General features: G+C 67.7%; 17 protein-coding genes, 1 pseudogene and 1 riboswitch. Of the genes and pseudogenes, 11 read left to right on the top strand and 7 right to left on the bottom strand.

Going from position 1 to position 18,675, the window contains the following annotated elements:
• Nucleotides 1-7 precede the first annotated feature (7 nt).
• The 3 genes and pseudogenes from QE394_RS16470 to thiE all read right to left on the bottom strand — a co-directional run bounded on the left by QE394_RS16470 (nt 8) and on the right by thiE (nt 4,272).
• On the bottom strand, nt 8-1,684 hold the full coding sequence (locus tag QE394_RS16470) for a DEAD/DEAH box helicase (protein WP_349035086.1): 1,677 nt from the start codon (nt 1,682-1,684) through the stop codon (nt 8-10).
• Nucleotides 1,685-1,984: 300 nt separating this feature from the next.
• A pseudogene (locus QE394_RS16475) lies at nt 1,985-3,498 on the bottom strand (RNB domain-containing ribonuclease).
• A gap of 51 nt (nt 3,499-3,549) precedes the next feature.
• Nucleotides 3,550-4,272: a thiamine phosphate synthase gene (gene thiE, locus QE394_RS16480; protein ID WP_200937633.1), complete on the bottom strand. Its 723-nt coding sequence runs from the start codon at nt 4,270-4,272 to the stop codon at nt 3,550-3,552.
• Between the two features lie 27 nt (nt 4,273-4,299).
• A riboswitch (TPP riboswitch) is annotated at nt 4,300-4,418 on the top strand.
• Between thiE and QE394_RS16485 the strand changes: the two genes are divergently transcribed.
• From QE394_RS16485 to QE394_RS16495, 3 genes are all read left to right on the top strand, one after another.
• Nucleotides 4,412-5,758, top strand: coding sequence for an FAD-dependent oxidoreductase (locus QE394_RS16485; RefSeq protein ID WP_349035087.1), 1,347 nt, complete (start codon nt 4,412-4,414; stop codon nt 5,756-5,758). It overlaps the preceding riboswitch by 7 nt.
• Entirely contained in the window at nt 5,755-5,991 is a 237-nt protein-coding gene (gene thiS / locus QE394_RS16490) for a sulfur carrier protein ThiS (protein WP_056074948.1), read from the top strand. Before QE394_RS16485 ends, thiS begins: the two co-directional genes overlap by 4 nt.
• A 4-nt stretch (nt 5,992-5,995) precedes the next feature.
• The gene (locus QE394_RS16495; protein ID WP_056074946.1) at nt 5,996-6,808 is read left to right on the top strand and encodes a thiazole synthase; all 813 of its coding nucleotides are present in this window, start codon (nt 5,996-5,998) and stop codon (nt 6,806-6,808) included.
• Between the two features lie 115 nt (nt 6,809-6,923).
• Here the strand turns inward: QE394_RS16495 and QE394_RS16500 are convergent, their stop codons facing one another.
• The 3 genes from QE394_RS16500 to QE394_RS16510 are packed head-to-tail and all read right to left on the bottom strand — an operon-like array spanning nt 6,924 to nt 8,202.
• Entirely contained in the window at nt 6,924-7,226 is a 303-nt protein-coding gene (locus QE394_RS16500) for a hypothetical protein (RefSeq protein WP_056084847.1), read from the bottom strand.
• Nucleotides 7,227-7,263: 37 nt separating this feature from the next.
• Nucleotides 7,264-7,488, bottom strand: coding sequence for a DUF3107 domain-containing protein (locus tag QE394_RS16505; RefSeq protein ID WP_056084849.1), 225 nt, complete (start codon nt 7,486-7,488; stop codon nt 7,264-7,266).
• Nucleotides 7,489-7,536: 48 nt separating this feature from the next.
• Nucleotides 7,537-8,202, bottom strand: a complete 666-nt coding sequence (locus QE394_RS16510) for a TetR/AcrR family transcriptional regulator (protein WP_056084851.1) — start codon at nt 8,200-8,202, stop codon at nt 7,537-7,539.
• An 84-nt stretch (nt 8,203-8,286) separates the two neighbouring features.
• On the opposite strand from QE394_RS16510, the gene moeB reads away from it, so the two are divergent.
• Entirely contained in the window at nt 8,287-9,486 is a 1,200-nt protein-coding gene (gene moeB, locus QE394_RS16515) for a molybdopterin-synthase adenylyltransferase MoeB (RefSeq protein ID WP_349035088.1), read from the top strand.
• Between the two features lie 74 nt (nt 9,487-9,560).
• Here moeB and QE394_RS16520 read toward each other — a convergent pair whose 3' ends face one another.
• Nucleotides 9,561-10,886, bottom strand: coding sequence for a glutamyl-tRNA reductase (locus QE394_RS16520; protein ID WP_349035089.1), 1,326 nt, complete (start codon nt 10,884-10,886; stop codon nt 9,561-9,563).
• Nucleotides 10,887-11,044: 158 nt separating this feature from the next.
• On the opposite strand from QE394_RS16520, the gene hemE reads away from it, so the two are divergent.
• The 7 genes from hemE to QE394_RS16555 all read left to right on the top strand — a co-directional run bounded on the left by hemE (nt 11,045) and on the right by QE394_RS16555 (nt 18,632).
• Nucleotides 11,045-12,139: a uroporphyrinogen decarboxylase gene (gene hemE / locus QE394_RS16525; RefSeq protein ID WP_056085376.1), complete on the top strand. Its 1,095-nt coding sequence runs from the start codon at nt 11,045-11,047 to the stop codon at nt 12,137-12,139.
• 4 nt (nt 12,140-12,143) lie between these two features.
• Nucleotides 12,144-13,574, top strand: a complete 1,431-nt coding sequence (gene hemG / locus QE394_RS16530) for a protoporphyrinogen oxidase (protein ID WP_349035090.1) — start codon at nt 12,144-12,146, stop codon at nt 13,572-13,574.
• Between the two features lie 111 nt (nt 13,575-13,685).
• Complete coding sequence (locus QE394_RS16535; RefSeq protein ID WP_349035091.1) at nt 13,686-14,687, top strand: hypothetical protein; 1,002 nt, start codon at nt 13,686-13,688, stop codon at nt 14,685-14,687.
• A 112-nt stretch (nt 14,688-14,799) separates the two neighbouring features.
• Nucleotides 14,800-15,501 (top strand): hydrogen peroxide-dependent heme synthase, encoded by a 702-nt coding sequence (hemQ, locus tag QE394_RS16540; protein ID WP_056084871.1) that lies wholly within the window; start codon nt 14,800-14,802, stop codon nt 15,499-15,501.
• The gene (locus QE394_RS16545; protein ID WP_349035092.1) at nt 15,498-16,763 is read left to right on the top strand and encodes a ferrochelatase; all 1,266 of its coding nucleotides are present in this window, start codon (nt 15,498-15,500) and stop codon (nt 16,761-16,763) included. Before hemQ ends, QE394_RS16545 begins: the two co-directional genes overlap by 4 nt.
• Nucleotides 16,760-17,758: a hydroxymethylbilane synthase gene (hemC, locus tag QE394_RS16550; protein ID WP_056084876.1), complete on the top strand. Its 999-nt coding sequence runs from the start codon at nt 16,760-16,762 to the stop codon at nt 17,756-17,758. Before QE394_RS16545 ends, hemC begins: the two co-directional genes overlap by 4 nt.
• 13 nt (nt 17,759-17,771) lie before the next feature.
• Nucleotides 17,772-18,632: a uroporphyrinogen-III synthase gene (locus QE394_RS16555; RefSeq protein WP_349035093.1), complete on the top strand. Its 861-nt coding sequence runs from the start codon at nt 17,772-17,774 to the stop codon at nt 18,630-18,632.
• The last annotated feature ends 43 nt before the right edge of the window (nt 18,633-18,675 follow it).

Raw genomic sequence — 18,675 nt, forward strand, 5'->3', positions numbered from 1 at the left:
CCTCAGGTCAGCCCTCGGTGCTGCCGGGCTGGGTGCCCTTGTCTGCACCGGCAACTACCTCGCCGTTGCGGCGCCGGGTACGCGTGCGGGGGCGGCGCGTACGTGAAGACTTTTCAGCGTCGGAGGCCACTGCCGCTTCCGGTCCGGCAGCCGGGGTTTCGGCAGCGTCCGGGGAAGTACGACGACGGCGCTCACCTGAGCGGCCTGCTTCCGGGCTGCGTCCGTCTCGTCCGCCCGAACGCGACCGGCCGCGGCCTTCACGGTCCCGGCCATCGTTTCCGCGGCTTTCCCGGCTGTTCTTCTTGCCCGTTTCACCCAGGTCCTCGAGGACCTCGGCGTCGACGCCCGCAAGGGTGCGCTTGTTGCGGGGCAGGCGGCCCTTGGTTCCCTCGGGGATGTCCAGCTCTTCGTAGAGGTGCGGTGAGGAGGAGTACGTCTCCACCGGTTCGGGCACGCTCAGGCCGAGGGCCTTGTTGATCAGGCCCCAGCGTGGCATGTCGTCCCAGTCCACGAAGGTGACGGCCGTGCCCTTGTTGCCGGCGCGGCCGGTACGGCCCACCCGGTGCAGGTAGATCTTCTCGTCCTCGACGCACTGGTAGTTGATCACGTGCGTGACGTCATCAACGTCGATGCCACGGGCGGCAACGTCCGTTGCCACCAGAACGTCCACCTTGTTGTTGCGGAACGCGCGCAGGGCCTGCTCGCGGGCACCCTGGCCCAGGTCGCCGTGGATTGCTGCGGCCGCAAAGCCGCGGTCCACCAGTTCCTCTGCCACCTTGGCCGCGGTGCGTTTGGTCTTGGTGAAGATGATGGTCCGGCCGCGGCCGCGGGCCTGCAGGATGCGGGCCACCACTTCGGTCTTGTCCATGGCGTGGGCACGGTAGATCAGCTGGCGGATGTCCCGCTTGGTCAGGCCCTCGTCATCGGGATCTGCGGCGCGGATGTGGGTTGGCTGGGTCATGTAGCGTCGCGCCATGGCGATGACCGGGCCGGGCATGGTGGCCGAGAACAGCAGCGTCTGGCGGACAGCGGGCGTGCCGGCGATGAGGGTTTCAACGTCCGGCAGGAAGCCAAGGTCCAGCATTTCGTCAGCTTCGTCCAGGATAACGATGCGGACGTTCTTCAGGCTCAGGTGCTTCTGCTTGTAAAGGTCGATCAGGCGGCCGGGGGTGCCCACCACAATTTCGACACCCTTCTGCAGGGCATCAACCTGGGGCTCGTAGGCGCGGCCGCCGTAGATGGTGGCGATACGTGCGTTGCGTTTGCGGGATGCGGTCTCGAGATCGCTGGCCACCTGCACTGCGAGCTCGCGCGTGGGCACGATCACCAGGGCCTGCGGGGCTCCTGGGACGGGCAACTTGTCGAAGCCTGCGTCATCGCGGCCCACCACACGCTGGAGCGCGGGAATGCCGAAGCCCAGGGTTTTGCCGGTGCCGGTCTTGGCCTGGCCAATGATGTCATGGCCTGACAGTGCCACCGGCAGGGTCATGGCCTGGATCGGGAAGGGGTGGGTGATCCCGGCGTCGGCCAGGGACTCCACGATATCTGCCCGGACGTTGTAGTCGGCGAACGACTTTTCCTCAATTTCGTGCGGCTTTTCGTCCGAAATGATGGTTTCTTCGGGCTCGATGGTCTCGGTGCCGGACTCATCGGTCAAAAGCTGGTGCGTATGCAATTCACTCACAGGGAGTTTCCTTATTCATTTGGGCAATCGCGCAGCGTGCTCAACAGGCCGGCCGGTGGGGCCGATCCGGAGCACGAACGAAGCGCGCAAGCAATTCCAGTGGAAGCCGATCGCGGGCTATCTAACGCTGGCACTGGCGACCAGCGGGCAAATCTCAAGATCGCGTAGGGGCGGGCTTGTTGGTTTCAGTTCAAGGAAATCAACGACCGGGCATCCATTTCTACCCCTTCAGTCTAGCCGCATCAGCCCGGAAACCCTGTTTCCGCGCCGTGGGGAACGCCGGGACCGGACGGTCCGGGCTCACTGAACCAGTTCGAAGTGCACTTCCCGGGTAGCGATATCCGACGACACCAGGCGGACCCGGACCTTGGTGCCGGACTCCAGCTCACCGGCGCAGCGGGCCGTCACGGCAGGGTCGGCGATCTGGATGATCCCTGAGGACCCGTTTCCGTTGCCGTTCCCGTTTTTGCCGTTTCCGTTTTTACCGTTCCCGTTGTTGCCGTTGCCGTTCTCTTTCTGCGGCTTCGATCCTGAAATCACAATCGCATCGAACTCCTGGCCGATGTGGTTGACCAGCAGGGCAGCCTCCACCGTATCCAGGGCCATGCGCTCCATGCGGGATGCCAGCTGGTCCGAGCCCGCCATAATCTCTGGGAGGGACGGAAGCGCATCCCGCACCCAGCCGGGGACGGTACCTCCGTTGCTCAGCGCCTCGCAGGTCACCAGCACAAAGCGGTCCACCAGGCGTCGCAGCGGCGCAGTGGTGTGGGCATAGGCATCGCCGATGGCCGCCTGGATCGGGGCAGCCGGAACGTTGCCGTCAAAGGCGGTGTATCCGGCGCCGCGGAAGAGCATGCCGGCCGAGTGCATGATGGCCAGCTGTCGGGGGTCCGTCGGGTCAAGGGTCCGCAGGTATTCGCCGTATCCCACCTCGCCGTCCCAGGCTTTGCCCAGCGCCTCCGTCTGCAGCCGGAAGTGGCGCAGGGAGCGCTCGTCCGGTGGCGGCATGGTGCGCAGGATCCCCACCTTGGCGTCGAGCATGATCTTGGCGGCGGCCATCCCTGTCATCAGGGAAATCTGGGCGTTCCAGTCCTCCACGGGCAGCTGGGGTGCAGCAGCAATGCGGTAGCCGCCATCGGGCAGTTGGACGATCTCCTGGTCCGGCATGTTCAGGCTGGCACCGTTCCGGGCACGTTCCAGGCGGACACGCTTGAGCCCCACTTCCTTCAGCAGGGCAAGCAGGGGAGAGGCAGTACCGGCGTCCAGGTCAGCCTGTGCACCCTTGTAGCTGAGTTTCGCGCGGCTTCGGACACGGGCCCGGCGGACACCGACGGACGTGACCTCGGCATTGCCGTCGAGCCGGAAATCCCAGACGAAAGCCGAGCAGTCCTGGTCCGGCAGGAGGCTGCCGGCGCCCTCGCTGATGACTTCCGGGTGCAGCGGAATGCGCCCGTCCGGGGCGTAGAAGGTCTGGCCCCGGCGCCGGGTTTCGGCATCCAGGGGTCCGCCGGGCGCCACGAACGCGGGGACATCGGCGATGGCGTACAGGACGTGGTACCCGCCGTCGTCGTACGTTTCGATGAAGAGGGCCTGGTCCAGGTCCGTGGACGACGCCGGATCGATGGTGACGAACTCCACCGCGGTCAGGTCGTACTCCGGCAGGCGCGCAGCGCGGCCACCGCGGCCTCGGCGTCCTTGACCGCCTCACCCGGGTATGGGCCCGGAAGTTCCAGCTCCGTCCGCAGCGCGGCCAAGGCCTCTTCCAGGGCATTGGTGCGCTCATGGACGTTGGGAGCCAGCCGATGATGTGACACGAAAATCAGCCTAACCCCAAGTCATCCGATTACGCAGGGAATCGGTCAGCTTCAGGACGCCGCGGCGTCCAGGGCGGAACGAAGCGAGGCAGCGGCGGCAGCAGGATCGGCAGCATCGGTGATGGCGCGGACCACCACGATCCTTGAGGCCCCGGCCGCGACCACCTGGTCCACGTTGGAGTGGTCGATGCCGCCGATTGCGAACCACGGCACATCACTGGGGGCCTTCGCGGCCGCATGCTTCACCAGGTCCAGGCCGACGGCGGCCCGGCCGGGTTTGGTGGGGGTGGCCCAGAGCGGGCCCACGCAGAAGTAGTCGAGGCCGGCAGGTCCTGCGGCGTCGGCCAGGGCGGCATCCACCTGTTCCGGCGTGTGGCTGGACAGGCCGATGGCGGCGTTGCCGTTGAGCAGCGTCCTCGCGGCTGCTACCGGAAGGTCCTTCTGGCCCACGTGGAAGACCGGGGCACCGGAAAGGACCGCAATGTCCGCCCGGTCGTTGACGGCCCACAGCCGCCCGTGCCGCTGGGCCGACTCCTTGAGGACCGCCAGCAGGTCCAGCTCCTCGGCCGCCTCGATGGACTTGTCCCGCAGCTGGATAATGTCCACGCCGCCTTCGAACGCCGCGTCCACGAACCCGGCGAAGTCGCCCCGGCCGCGGCGCGCATCCGTGCAGAGGTAGAGGCGTGCGGCTTTCAGTGCGCCGTTACCGGCCGCAGTGGTGAAGGCATCGGTGCCGGGCGCCGCGGCGGGGGCAGGGGAGTGGGACACATTCATGGCTGCAAGCCTAGTTCCTCTACACTTGCCTCGTACTGCGGGAGCCCGCGGCAGCTGTCACAAAGCGCCGGGCTGAGAGGGCGTCAGAGCCGACCGCTTGACCTGATCCGGTTAATACCGGCGTAGGGAAGGAGACGCCATGGGCATCCCCGAAAGCCCTCCGGACACCATCGCAGGGTCCTCCATCGTTCCAACAATTTCTGCCCACGTAGCAGTGATCGGCGGGGGCGTCATTGGCCACGGCATAGCCTGGGAGGCCAGGCGCTCAGGCCGGTCAGTGGTGCTGATAGACGATGCACCGGGCTCCGGAGCCAGCTGGGCGGCGGCAGGCATGCTGGCCCCCGTCAGCGAGCTGCATTACCAGGAGGAAGAGCTCCTGGGCCTCATGCTGGATGCATCGGAGCGCTGGCCGCAGTTCGCCGCGGACCTTACCCGCGTGTCAGGCCGCGGTTCCGGATACCTGGCGACGCCCACGCTCGCCATTGGCGCCGACGCCGGCGACCGGCAGGCACTGATGGACCTGCGCGGCGTGCAGCAGGCCAACGGACTCGCCGTGGAACCCTTGACGGTCCGCGAGGCCCGGCGCCGGGAACCGCTGCTCAGCCCCGCCATCGCCTGCGCACTGGACACTCCTGCGGACCACCAGGTGGATCCCCGGCGACTCGTAGAGTGCTTCCGGGCCGCCCTGGCCAGCCACCTCCCGGCAAGCAGCGGCATTGCAGACACTGCCGTTGCCGGCGCGCTGGATGGATTCGCGGTGGCGGACAGGGCTGTGTCGCTGGAGTGGGCAGATGGCGCCGTGGCCGGTGTCCGGCTTGCCGGAGGCGGATTGGTGCTCGCCGGCGAAACGGTGGTGGCGAACGGCATGGCGGCGGCATCCCTCGAGAACCTGCCGGATGGACTCCGGTTACCGTTGCGCCCCGTGCACGGCGACATCCTGCGGCTGGCGGTCCCCCAGCACCTTCAGCCCTTGCTGACGTCCACAGTCCGCGGACTGGTGCGCGGTGTCCCCGTCTACCTGGTTCCACGCGAGGACGGAACCGTGGTCATAGGCGCCACCCAGCGGGAGGATGCTCCGGCGGGGGCCGGCACTGCGTCCGGAGCTGTGCCGCCGAGTACCGGGTCCAGCGCGGTGTCCGCTGGCGGCGTGTACCAGCTGCTTCGCGACGCCCAGGTGCTGGTGCCCGCGGTCGCAGAGTTGGAGTTGCTCGAATGCACCGCGCGGGCCCGCCCGGCCACCCCGGACAATGCCCCGCTACTGGGCAGGGTACCCGCGGATGGGGGAGACGCCAGCGCAGCCCATATTCCCGGACTGATCGTGGCCACAGGATTCTTCCGCCACGGCGTCCTCCTCACGCCGGCCGCGGCCGCCATTTGCCGCGACCTGATGGAGGGAAAGGCAGACCCCCGGTGGCAGCCGTTCCGTCCGGACCGCTTTTCCGGCCGGATCCCGGCCCCCAGCTTCAACATCAAGGAGACAGCATGAACATCACCCTGAACGGGGCACCACGCACCGTGGCGGACGGTGCGTCCATCACGGCATTGGTGAGCGAAGTAACCGGACGCGCGCTTGCGGCCGACGGCCAGGCAACCGACGGACAAAGGCTGGGCGTGGCCGTGGCGCACAATTCCGAAGTGGTGCCCCGCAGCCAATGGCACGGCACCGCGCTCGCGGACGGCGACGACGTCGAACTCGTCACCGCAGTACAGGGAGGCTGACACGATGACCAAATCGACCACCCTTACCCCAGCGGCACCCAGCAGGCCTGACTCCCTCGTTATTGACGGCGTCGCCCTGGAGTCGAGGCTCATCATGGGGACGGGGGGCGCGCCCAGCCTGGACGGCCTGGGCGCAGCTCTGGTGGCCTCCGGAACGTCCCTTACCACGGTGGCCATGCGGCGCTACTCACCCGCAGAATCGGGCTCCCTGTTCCAACTGCTGGTGGACCACGGGATCCGGGTCCTGCCCAACACAGCAGGCTGTTTTACTGCGCGGGACGCCGTCCTGACCGCCGAACTGGCCCGGGAAGCGCTGGAAACCGACTGGGTGAAGCTGGAGGTCATCGCCGACGAGCACACGCTCCTGCCGGACGCCGTTGAGTTGGTGGACGCCACCGAACAGCTGGTCAACCGCGGCTTTAAAGTCTTTGCCTACACCAATGACGACCCCGTCCTAGCCCTCCGGCTGGAAAACCTGGGCGCCACCGCAGTGATGCCGCTGGGATCTCCGATCGGGACCGGACTCGGAATCCTCAACCCGCACAACATCGAACTCATCGTGTCCCGTGCCAACGTGCCCGTGGTCCTGGACGCCGGGATCGGCACGGCATCTGACGCGGCGCTGGCCATGGAACTTGGGTGCGACGCCGTCCTGCTGGCCACTGCGGTGACCCGTGCCCAGAACCCTGCCCGGATGGGTGAGGCATTCAAGCACGCCGTTATCGCCGGCCGGCTGGCGAAGGAGGCCGGGCGGATTCCCCGCCGCGAGCACGCGCTGGCGTCGTCCGCCATGGAGGGCCGGGCCGAGTTCCTTTAGCCAGTGATGCTTCAGGGACTGTGACGCTTTAGGACTGAACCGCCTGGGGGATTGCCCCTATTAAACGGCTGTGGCCGCCACCGTCGAAGGTGGCGGCCACAGCCGTTTACGGTAACTAACGCCTCAGGATGGCGGTCAACCGGTGGGTATCGTTCCTTGCGCGGGTGCGGCCCAGGACAAGCACCGTCCCGGCGGATGCCGCCGCGCCCAGCACAATGGGCAGCACCCAGGGAATCCACGTCCGTCCGGGAAGGTAACCGAATCCGGCCGCCATCAGGATGATCCAGCTCAGTGCAGCCACCCCGACGGCCACGCCGGCCGGAAGGCCGGCGCCATACTTGGCATGACGTTTGTCATTGGCCCAGACAATGAAGCCGGCCGCGACGGTGGCCAGCACAACAATGATCAGGGAAAGCATGGGTCTCCTCCGGGAAGCAGGGCAGTTCCGGCCGGTGCTAGAACTGGCCGAATCCTACGCGCCGGACTTCTTCCGCGCCGATTTCCACGTAGCCCAGGGCGTTGCCGGGAACAATGATCAGGCGCCCCTTGTCATCGGTGAGGCGCAGTTCGCCGCCGCCCTTGATGGCTTCTCCCACAACCTTGGCCACGGTCTCCGCATCCTGGTTTGATTCCAGGACGATCTCGCGGCCAACGTTCTGCACGCCGATCTTAATTTCCACAGGGGCCTCCCAGCCGGTCAGGTTCTTTGATGATGCTCTATTTGTAGTCTAGGACTCTTTGGGGAAGCGAGAGATTCCGCGCCAAGCTAAACGGTAGATGAGGTCGCTGGCCACATCGAGATCCAGGTTGCCGTCCGTTTCCAGCCAGTACCGGGCGCTGACCTGCGCCATCCCCGCAAGGCCGCGGCCCAGCAGTTCCGCTTCGAGGTGGGGCAGCTTGGTGTCCCCGGCAATCACCCGCGCAATGGCATCGGCAAAGGTCCGGTTGAAAGTCTCGAGGCGCGAACTGACGTCGGGGTCGTTGACGAGGTCGGACTCGAAGACGAGGCGGTGGGCCTGGTCATCGCTGGCGATGAACCGGAAGTACGCCCGCATGACAGCCTGGACGCGTTCCTTATTGTCCGTGGTGGAGTTCAGCGCCCCCAGCATCAGGTCGGTCAGGGACGCCAGGTGGCTGTCCAGGAGGGCCAGGTACAGCTCGCGTTTGGACGGGAAGTGCTGGTACAGGACCGGCTTGCTGACATGGGCGGTCTCGGCGATCTCATCCATGGCGGCCCCGTGGTAGCCGTTGGCCACGAAGACTTCCTGCGCTGCGGAAAGAAGCTGTGCCCGCCGTTCATCGCGGGGGAGCCGGGCCGACCGTTGTCCTGCGGGTCGCGAGGAAGTTTGCGGTTCGGCTGCCGGCGGGCGGTCAGCCCGTGCTTCATGGACCACAGTTGTCCTTCTTTCCATTGCAGTTACCCCTACTTTACTGCGGGGTAATATGACCCGGCGGTACCCCGGGGCATACATTGAAGTATGGCTTCGTCCTTCACTGCAAATGTTTCAGCAGTTTCCCTTGATCCTTTGGTGGAACCCGCCGCGGAACTCACGTCCGAAGAGGTGGAACGGTATTCCCGGCACCTCATCATTCCGGAAATCGGCTCGACAGGTCAGCGGCGGCTCAAGAATGCGAAAGTACTGGTTATCGGCGCCGGCGGGCTGGGCTCGCCCGCGTTGCTCTACCTCGCAGCCGCGGGGATAGGAACACTGGGGATCATCGACGATGACGCCGTGGACCTGAGCAACCTCCAGCGCCAGGTCATCCACGGTGTGGCAGACGTCGGACGGCCGAAGATCGAATCGGCCCGCGACGCCATCGCCGCCCTGAATCCACTCGTGGACGTCCGGTTGCACCAGGTCCGGCTGGACGCATCCAACGCGCTGGAATTGTTTGCCGATTACGACCTCATCCTGGACGGCGCAGACAATTTCGCCACCCGCTACCTGGTCAACGATGCTGTCGCGATCCTGGGAAAGCCTTATGTGTGGGGCTCAATCTTCCGGTTCGACGGCCAGGTGAGCGTCTTCTGGGAAAAGCACGGACCCACCTACCGCGACCTCTACCCGGAGGCGCCGCCGGCCGGGTCTGTTCCTTCCTGCGGCGAGGGCGGCGTCTTCGGCATGCTGTGCGCGGCGGTGGGATCACTGATGGTGACAGAGGCAGTGAAGCTTATTACCGGCGTCGGGCGCTCCCTGCTGGGACGGGTGGCGCTGTACGACGCCCTGGGCGGCAGCTGGCGTGAGATCCGGGTGTCCAAGGACCCGGCCGCCGCTCCCATCACCGAACTGACCGACTACGAGGCGTTCTGCGGCATCGAGCCCCAGGCGCCGGCGGACACCGAACACACCGTCACCGCCGCCCAGCTCGCCACCATGCTGGCCTCACGGAAGGCCGGGCTCAAGGACTTCGACCTGGTGGACGTCCGCGAGCCGGGTGAGTTTGAGATCGTCCGGATCGAGGGTGCCGTGCTCATTCCGCAGGGAAGGATCCTGGCGGGGGATGCCTGGGGGGAGATTGCCCAGGACCGGGACATCGTGTTCCTGTGCAAGGCGGGCACCCGCTCGGCGAACGTCCTGGCCGCGGCGCAGAAGGCAGGGTACCGGCGCGTGAGCCATCTCGACGGCGGCATTCTCTCCTGGGTGCGTGAGGTGGAGCCGGAAAAGCCCGTCTACTGACCCGTTGCCCTATCAGATATGGCTCCTAAACCGGCGGTTTAGGAGCCATATCTGATACTGCAAAGTTGGAAGGGTCAGGCGCTTTCGAGGCCCTTGTGGTCCACCGGGCATTCCGCCTGGCCGCCTGCGGGAGCTGCTGTCCCCGGCTGTTCCACGGTAATGCCGTAGAGCGCTTCCAGGGCCGCCACATAATCGTCCTGCTGGCCGTTCGCAGCGAGCTCGCGGGCGCGCACCGTGGGTACGTGCAGCAGCTGCTTCACCATCCGGCGCAGGGCAAACTCCACTTCCTCGGCCGCTGCAGTGCAGCCGTGCCGGGCGCGGACCTTTTCCATTTCGGCGTCCAGGACGTCCATGGTGTGCCGACGGAGCGCAACGATGGCCGAGTCCACGGACCGGGCTTCGCGTTCCTGCTCGAACGCCTTGGCAGCGCCCTTGACGATGCCGCTGGCCTGCGCCAGCGATTCGGCCTGCTCCTGCGGCGCCGCGAGGCGCACGGATTCGAGCGTCAGCAGTTCCACGCCATCGAGTTCGCCCACCGCGGGATCGAAGTCGTGGGTGAGGGCAAGGTCGATGGCGATCAGCGGCTGGGCGGAGCCGGCACGGACCTGCGCCAGTTCGTCGGCTTCAACGCGGGTATCGGAACCGCTGCAGCCGATCATGACATCCGCAGCGGCCACGGCCGGGCGGAGTGAGTCAGCGTCCAGGGCTGTGCCTCCCCGGGTTGCGACGAACCCTTCGGCACGGCCGGACGAGGAGAAGACCGACACGTCTGTGCAGCCGCGTTCACGCAGCAGTGCCATGGTGGCGCCGGCGTACGCACCGGTTCCAAAAACGACAACCTTCTTGGCGGACCAGTCAGGATTTTCGGAGAGATCGGTTGCGAGGTCCAGGGCTACGGACACGATGGACAGGCCCCGCGAGCCGAGTGCGGTCTGGGCGCCTACGTCCTTGGCGGTCTTGGAGGCGGCCTGGAAAAGCCGGACCAGCCCGGAGCTGGCGGTGCCTTCATGCTGGGCCGTGATCAGGGCGCGCCGCACCTGGCCGGCGATTTCGCGTTCGCCCACGACGGCGGAGTCGAGTCCCGCACTCACGGCGAAGAGGTGCCGGGTCACTTCGGGGCCGGTCCTGGTGCTGAAGGAGCGGGATACGAGTGGTTCGGCGAGCCCGCTCTTGGCACTGATCTGGGCCACGAGGGCAGCACGGGCGGCCTCGACGTCGTCCGTATTCGGAGCCTCGCCGTAGATTTCGTACCTGTTGCAGGTAGCCAGGACCACGGCCCCGGACACTGCCGGCGAGCCGGAGAGCACGGAAGCGGCAATCCCGGAGGAACCGTTGCTCAACTGAGCAACGGTCTCAAGATCGATGTCGGCGTGTGTAGCCACCAATGAAAAAAGAACCACAGCAGACCTATCATAGCTTTTTCGCAGCTCCGTAGAACAACGGGTACGCCGAAGATGGCCCATGAGGGGCTGTGATTCCTGCCACCGGGCGGCGGCAGGGCCCATCCGTGACAGCCTGTCGTTATCTTTTGCGGCTGATTTTGGGCACAATCGAAGGCATGACTCCTAGCCCCGCCGTCTCCGCTGCCGGCACACTCGCCGCAGACCATCCGCTCATGGATGGCCGCACCGCAGACTCCCCGCTGATCACGGCCTACCGGGGCGGCAAGCCGTCCCGCCGTCCCGTCTGGTTCATGCGGCAGGCCGGGCGTTCGCTGCCGGAATACCTGAAGGTCCGCGAAGGCATCGCCATGCTGGATTCCTGCCTCCGGCCCGAACTGGCCTCGGAAATCACCCTCCAGCCCGTCCGCCGGCACGACGTGGACGCAGGCATCTTCTTCTCGGACATCGTGATCCCGCTCAAGCTGGCCGGCGTGGGCGTAGACATTGTCCCCGGGGTCGGCCCCGTGCTGGACAAGCCTGTCCGGACGGCAGCAGATGTGGCCGCCCTCCCGAAGCTGACCTGGGAAGCCCTGGAACCCATCCGCGAAGCCGTCCGGCTCACCGTCGCCGAACTGGGCAAGACGCCCCTGATCGGTTTTGCCGGCGCACCGTTCACCCTGGCCGCCTACATGGTGGAAGGCAAGCCCTCCCGCGACCACCTGGGCCCGCGCACCATGATGCACGCCGATCCGGAAACCTGGAACGCCCTGGCCAACTGGGCTGCCGACGCTTCCGGCCTCTTCCTGCGCGCCCAGCTCGAAGCCGGAGCGTCCGCGGGACAGCTCTTCGATTCATGGGCAGGCTCGCTGGGCCTCGCTGACTATCAGCGGTTCGTGGCGGCGGCATCTTCCCGCGCCCTTGACCACGTCCGCCAACTTGGCGCACCGCTGATCCACTTCGGAACCGGCACCTCAGAACTCCTCGTTGCCATGCGTGACGTCGGGGTGGATGTGGTGGGCGTGGACTACCGCTTGCCGCTCGACGAAGCCAACCGCCGGCTGGGCGGCTCCGTACCGCTCCAGGGAAACATTGACCCCGCTCTTCTGTCCGCTCCGTGGGACGTACTTGAAGCTCACGTCCGCCAAGTCATTGCCGCCGGAGCCGGGGCACCCGGCCACGTCCTCAACCTCGGCCACGGCGTCCCGCCGGAAACCGACCCGGACGTCCTGACCCGCGTGGTCAAACTCATCCATTCCATCTCCCCGGAGTAGCCGCGTGGACAGCTCGCCGGCAGAAGCCAGCCAGGCGCTGGTGGTGGGCGGGGGAATATCCGGCCTGCTCGCCGCCAGGGAACTCTCCGCCGCGGGCTACCGGGTGACGGTGCTCGAGGAAAGCGGCGCCTGGGGCGGCTGCGTCGGCAGCCATACTGTGGCCGGAATCAACTTGGACAGCGGGGCAGAATCGTTCGCCACCAGGTCCGACGCCGTCGCCTCCCTCGCCGCCGAACTCGCGCTGGGCACCAACATCGTGCAGCCCCGGCCGGGCGGCGCGTGGGTGCAGCTGCCCGAAGGCCCCCGCGAACTGCCGAAGACCGGTGTCCTGGGTATCCCGGCCAATCCGTGGGACCCGGAAGTCCGGCGGTCCCTGGGCCTGCTCGGTGCGCTCCGGGCCTCAGCGGACCGCTTCCTTCCGGCGTCGGTGGGTGCCGGAACTGACGTAACAAGCGTGGCTGCGCTGGTCCGCGCGCGGATGGGCAAGCGCGTCCTGGAACGGCTGGTGGCGCCGGTGGTGGGGGGCGTCCATTCAGCGGATCCGGGGATGCTCGACGTCGACATGGTGGCGCCCGGTCTCCGTGCCGGACTGCGTCGGGAGGGTTCCCTCGCTGCCGCGGTTTCCGCGCAGCGCAAGGGCAAGGCGGGCGGCCCCGCAAAAGCCGGCGCCGCCGTCGCCGGACTCAAGGGCGGCATGCACACGCTGACCGACGCGCTGGTGGCAGACCTCGCTTCCAGGGGAGTGACCCTCCTGAGGGGTACCCGCGCCGAATCCGCGGACCGCACGTCCGGGGGATGGCGGGTAACCGCCGGGGAAACAACCTACGACGCCGCCGTCCTGGTGGTGGCCACCGACGGTCCCGCCGCCGTCGACCTCCTGGCGCCGTCCGTTCCGGGAATCGCAGGAAAGAAGCCGGGCGCCGGTCCTGACGTGAAGCTGGTGACCCTGGTCATTGGCAATGCAGCGCTGGACAACCGCCCGCGCGGCACCGGCGTCCTGGTGGCGCCGCAAACGCCCGGCATCGGCGCGAAGGCGTTGACGCACGCCACCGGAAAGTGGGAATGGCTGCGCGAAGCCGCCGGGCCGGGCCGGCACGTGGTGCGGTTGTCCTACGGGAGGGCCGACGGCGACGGCGGGCCAGAGAAGCAGCGCGGTCCGGAGACCGATGAGGAACTGCTCGCGGCTGCCCTGCACGACGCCTCGGCACTGCTGGAAGTTCCCATCCGGCGCAGTGACGTTGTGGACTGGGACGTGGTCCGCTGGCGCGGCTCGCTGCCGTTTGCCGCGGTAGGGCACCGTGCCCGGGCAGCGTCCATCCGGGAAGCCTGCTCGGCCACCGGCGCCCTGGCCGTCGTGGGCGGCTGGGTGGCCGGCAACGGCCTGGCAGCCGTGGTGTCCGACACCCGGACGCAGCTGCGAAACCTGCTGTCCTGACCATCGCCGCTGGTCAGGAAGGCGGCCACAGCTTTGGGTCCCACCCGCGCATGCAGAGGCGGCGGTTGCAAACTTTCCTTTGCGTGCAGGCTTTGGTTAGGGTCGATGACCATGGTTCAACACAGGTCCGAGCTTTCAACGTCCCGGACCGGTATCCATGGGGGAATCCGACGCAGCGCAGCAGCAGCCGCAGTCGGAGCGGTACTGGTTCTCACCACAGGCGCGCAGGCGTCCCAAGCGTCCCAAGCGACGCCTGACCCCGGCGACAGCACCGCGTCAGCCACGCTGGGCGCGGGTTTCCTGCCTGTGGATGTGTCCCTCACGATCGGCTCCGGGGATGCCAAGGAATCCGGCGAACCCTGTCAAGCAGCGGCCAAGGACGCCCGTCGGCGGACGGCAGCCTCCGCCGTTACCCCGGTGCCGGCGTCGCTGGTCCCGGCGGTGCAGGCATCCCTGACGGCGACTGCGACTGCGACGGCCAGTGTTTCTCCCACGGCCAGTGCCACCGTTGCTCCCACGTCCACTGCCAGGGCACTGACGGCGCCGGCCGTGACCCTCCCGCCGGTTCCGCTTCCGGACTTGCCCCTGCCGCTGCCGTCCGGCACCCCGAACGGTCCATCGGAAACCGCCGTGGCACCTGCCGGTGACGCCACCACGCAGGCCGCACCGGAATCCCGCCAATCGCAGGCCGTCCCCGAGCTCCAGGCGGCCCGGCAGGCTCCGGCCGTTCCCCGGCCGCAGGCGCCGCAGGTTCCCGCAACGACGGTTGCCCCGGCGGCCGCCCGGCCCTCGTCCACGGACGGCGCCGCCCGGTCCGCCGAAGCCGTTCCCGGCAGCAGCGCTTCCGCGGACGGTGCTTCGGGCACTGCCGGGTCGCCGGGTGCGAACCGGCTGGCATCTGCGGCGAGGGGGCTTGGACAGGTTGCGGACACGCGCGTGCCCCGGGCCGCAACATTGCCAGGCAGTGCCGCTGCCAGCAGCACCGTGCGCAGTACCGGCACGCTGACGCCGGCGCAGTCGGGAATGCAGACGGCTGTGGTGTGGCTGGGCATAGGGCTGGTTGCCGTGGGCGGCGCCGCGGGCCTCGTTTACCTGCGTCTTCGCAAGCCCTGACGGGCGCTCCGCCGGCACCGGAGGCTGCGGCGTCTGTGACATTAAGCACTTCTACACGCCGTAGAAGTCTCCGGTTTCGACTTGGCGGTACCGAAGGGGCAAACTTGTAACCATGAGCCACACTTCTGCCGAATCTGTCACTAAAACCGAAGAATCAGCCGAGCAGTTCTTCACCCTCTGGACGGTCTTTAAGCGGTCAGGGCAGGTTGCCCGCAGCGCCGATGCTGCAGTTGAGTTCGAAACGCTGCTGGAACGGCTCGCCGCCGCCGGTGTCACGCACCGCGGAAGCTACGACGTCTCAGCCATGCGCGCCGACGCCGACGTGATGGTGTGGCTCCACGGCTCCAAGCCGGAGGCCCTGCAGCAGGCCATCCGCGACATCCGCCGCAGCAACCTTTTCGCGGGCACGGAGATTGTCTGGTCCGCCATGGGCGTCCACCGCGAAGCAGAGTTCGCCAAGAACCACACCCCGGCCTACTCACGCGGCGTCGCCCCGGCCGAATGGCTGTGTGTCTACCCGTTCGTCCGCTCCTACGAGTGGTACATCCTGCCCGAGGAGGAACGCGGCGGAATGCTGCGCGAACACGGACTCCTTGGCCGCGAGTTCCCGCAGGTCATTTCCAACACGGTTTCCTCCTTCGCCCTGGGCGACTGGGAATGGATCCTTGGCCTTGAGGCCCCCGAGCTGGTTGACCTCGTGGACCTTATGCGCCACCTCCGTGCCACCGAAGCGCGGAACCATGTCCGTGAAGAGGTCCCGTTCTACACCGGACGCCGGGTCTCCGCCGAGGAAGTAGCCGAGGTACTCGCATGAGCCCGCTCGACCCCCAGACCGCCGCCGCCAATCCCGTCACCGAGGCCGGCCGCATGGCTCCCAAGAATTACGACGCCGTCCTCCTCGCCTCCTTCGGCGGGCCCGAGGGCCAGGACGACGTCATCCCGTTCCTCCGCAACGTCACCCGCGGCCGCGGGATCCCCGACGAACGGCTCGAGGAAGTTTCGCACCACTACCGTGCCAACGGCGGCATCAGCCCCATTAACCAGCAGAACCGCGAGCTGAAGGCCGCACTCGAGGCTGAACTCGGTGCCCGCGGCATCGAACTGCCTGTGTTGTGGGGCAACCGCAACTGGGCGCCGTACATCCCGGAGACGCTGCAGGACGCGTACGACGCCGGGCACCGCCGCCTGCTGATGGTCACCACCAGTGCCTACTCCTGTTATTCCAGCTGCCGCCAGTACCGCGAGGACATCGGCATGGCCCTGACGGACACCGGCCTGGACGGCCGCCTCGAAGTGGATAAGGTCCGCCAGTACTTCGACCACCCCGGTTTTGTTGAGCCTTTCATTGAGGGCACCGCCGCGGGCCTCGCCGAGGTCCGCGCCAAGCTGGCCGATGCAGGTACCCCCGACGCTCCGGTCCAGATCCTGTTCGCCACCCACTCCATCCCCACCCGGGACGCCGAGGCCGCCGGCCGGTCGGAGGGCGAACCGCGCGAATTCGAGGAAGGCTCCGCCTACGTGGCGCAGCACCTTGCCACGGCCGCTGCTGTCATTGAGCGCGTGAAGGAACAATTCGGACTCACCGCGGACTGGTCGCTGGTGTACCAGTCGCGGTCCGGTGCCCCGCACGTGCCGTGGCTCGAACCCGACATCAACGACGCCATTGAGGAACTCGCAGGCAAGGGCACCAAGGGAATCGTCATCGTTCCGCTCGGCTTCGTCAGCGACCACATGGAGGTCGTCTGGGACCTGGACACCGAGGCCCTGGAAACCTGTGCCAACCTTGGGCTGGCGGCTACCCGCGTCCCCACTCCGGGCACGCACCGGAAGTTCGTCAACGGACTGGTGGACCTGATCTCCGAACGCACGCTGGCCAACAACATCAGCGACCGCCCGGCGCTGACCGGCCTAGGGCCCTGGTACGACGTGTGCCGGCCCGGCTGCTGCGCAAACTTCCGTGGCGGGAAACCCACCATCGCAGGAGCGGACACGACCGTCGGTACCGGGCACGACCCGTATCCGGCCGCCGGATCCGACACCGCGTCGGGCCAAACCGGGGAAGCAGTGCAGCAGTGACAGTCCGCATCGGTACCCGGGCCAGCAAGCTTGCCCTGACCCAGACGCAGCAGACCGCGGACCAGCTCGCCGCCGTCGGAGGCTTCCCCGTGGAGCTCGTCCACATCCGCACCGACGGCGACGTCCTCACCGGACCGCTCTCGCAGATGGGCGGCACGGGCGTATTCGTGGCCGCTTTGCGCGACGCCCTGCTCCGCGACGAATGCGACGTCGCCGTGCACTCCCTGAAGGACCTCCCCACGGGAGCCGCAGTGGGCCTGAGCCTTGCGGCGACGCCCAAACGCGTGGATGTCCGCGACGTGCTGTGTGCCAGGGACGGACTCAAGCTTGCCGACCTTCCCGCGGGCGCCAAGGTGGGGACGGGTTCGCCGCGGCGCGCAGCCCAGTTGCGGGCCGCGCGCGCCGACCTGGAGATAGTGGATATCCGCGGCAACGTGGATACCCGACTGGGCCGGGTCCCCGGACTGCCCGGCAACACCACCGCCGAGGTGGTTCCCGGGAAGTCCTGCGATCTCGATGCCGTGGTGTTGGCCGCAGCGGGACTGGAGCGCATCGGCCGGCTGGACGCCGTCAGCGAATACCTTGAACCCGATGTGATGCTCCCGGCCGCTGGCCAGGGGTCGCTCGCCATCGAGTGCCGGACCGCCGACGCGCCGCACAAACCCGGATCAACAGAGGGATCCCAGGAAGTGCTGGCGCAGGCCCTTGCCGCCCTCGACGACCCCGACACCCGGCTGGCCGTCACCGCGGAACGTGCCCTGCTGGCCAGGCTCGAAGCCGGCTGCGCCGCTCCCGTCGGTGCCTACGCGTACCGCAAGGGCAGCATGCTCCACCTGGAAGCCGTGGTGTGTGCCGTGGACGGGAAAGCTTCCGTCCGGGACAAACGCGCCACGGACGGGCTTACCGACGTGGGCGCGACGCTGTTGGGCATTGAACTGGCCGAAGTCCTCCTTGCCGGCGGAGCCGCCGACATTGCCGACCTCCAGGCCTCCTGACCGGGCGATGACGATGCCTTCCAGCGCACCCGGCCAGCACGGACCGCTCAGCGGAACCCGCGTCCTGGTAACCCGCAGCCCGGAACGGTCGGCGGCGCTTGTCCAGGCGCTGGCCCGGGCAGGAGCCACGCCCGTCCTGCTGCCGCTGATCGACTTTGAACGCGCGCCTGACCAGCATGCCCTGGACGTAGCCTGCGACGCACTGGCCGCCGGTGCCTTCGACTGGCTGGTGGTCAGCAGCGCCACCACCGTCCACGTCCTGATGGAAAAGGCAGCGGAACGCGGACTGGAACTGGGCCGCCTGGTCCCTCAGGCCACCAGGATCGGGGCGATCGGACCCGCCACCCGCAGGATCCTGGAATCCCAGGGCCTGGCAGTGGAACTGACGCCGGCCGGCGAACAGTCGGCCGCGGGCTTCCTGGAAGCCTGGACCGGGCGCGGCAGGGTCCTGCTGCCCCAGGCCGACATTGCCGCCGCCACACTGGCTGACGGACTGGCCCACCGCGGCAGTGACGTCACAGCGGTAACGGCCTACCGCACGGTCGACTTCCCGGCGGCAGCGGAACGCAGGCTCGCCGTGCAGCCGGAAGACGCCGGCGCCGGCCAGGCGACGGCGTCGTACGCGCTGCTCACACCCGAAGCCGCAGCGGCTGAAATCGAAGGCGGACAAATCTCCGCGGTGGTGGCCGCATCCCCGAGCGCCGTGCGCCGCCTTGCCGCCCTGTCACCGTTGGCCGTCTGCCGGCTCGTGGCCATCGGACGTTCGACGGCGGAACAGGCGGCCGCGCTGGACCTGCCCGTGGCCGCGGTGGCGGAGGAGCCCACGCCGGAAGGGCTGGTGGCCGCCGTCGTGAAAGCCCTCACCCCACCCTGACCGGGCAGACCACCCGCCGCAGCAGCACCCACGCAACAACCTG

Source organism: Pseudarthrobacter sp. SORGH_AS 212 (assembly GCF_030818145.1).
Lineage (GTDB): Bacteria > Actinomycetota > Actinomycetes > Actinomycetales > Micrococcaceae > Arthrobacter.

What these genes read in the sequence shown, in the direction of transcription:
- thiE (WP_200937633.1), bottom strand. Translation starts at nt 4,272, where the DNA reads ATGAATGTGTCCCACTCCCCTGCCCCCGCCGCGGCGCCCGGCACCGAT.
- QE394_RS16485 (WP_349035087.1), top strand. Translation starts at nt 4,412, where the DNA reads ATGGGCATCCCCGAAAGCCCTCCGGACACCATCGCAGGGTCCTCCATC.
- thiS (WP_056074948.1), top strand. Translation starts at nt 5,755, where the DNA reads ATGAACATCACCCTGAACGGGGCACCACGCACCGTGGCGGACGGTGCG.
- QE394_RS16495 (WP_056074946.1), top strand. Translation starts at nt 5,996, where the DNA reads ATGACCAAATCGACCACCCTTACCCCAGCGGCACCCAGCAGGCCTGAC.
- QE394_RS16500 (WP_056084847.1), bottom strand. Translation starts at nt 7,226, where the DNA reads ATGCTTTCCCTGATCATTGTTGTGCTGGCCACCGTCGCGGCCGGCTTC.
- moeB (WP_349035088.1), top strand. Translation starts at nt 8,287, where the DNA reads ATGGCTTCGTCCTTCACTGCAAATGTTTCAGCAGTTTCCCTTGATCCT.
- hemE (WP_056085376.1), top strand. Translation starts at nt 11,045, where the DNA reads ATGACTCCTAGCCCCGCCGTCTCCGCTGCCGGCACACTCGCCGCAGAC.
- QE394_RS16535 (WP_349035091.1), top strand. Translation starts at nt 13,686, where the DNA reads ATGGTTCAACACAGGTCCGAGCTTTCAACGTCCCGGACCGGTATCCAT.
- hemQ (WP_056084871.1), top strand. Translation starts at nt 14,800, where the DNA reads ATGAGCCACACTTCTGCCGAATCTGTCACTAAAACCGAAGAATCAGCC.
- QE394_RS16545 (WP_349035092.1), top strand. Translation starts at nt 15,498, where the DNA reads ATGAGCCCGCTCGACCCCCAGACCGCCGCCGCCAATCCCGTCACCGAG.
- QE394_RS16555 (WP_349035093.1), top strand. Translation starts at nt 17,772, where the DNA reads ATGCCTTCCAGCGCACCCGGCCAGCACGGACCGCTCAGCGGAACCCGC.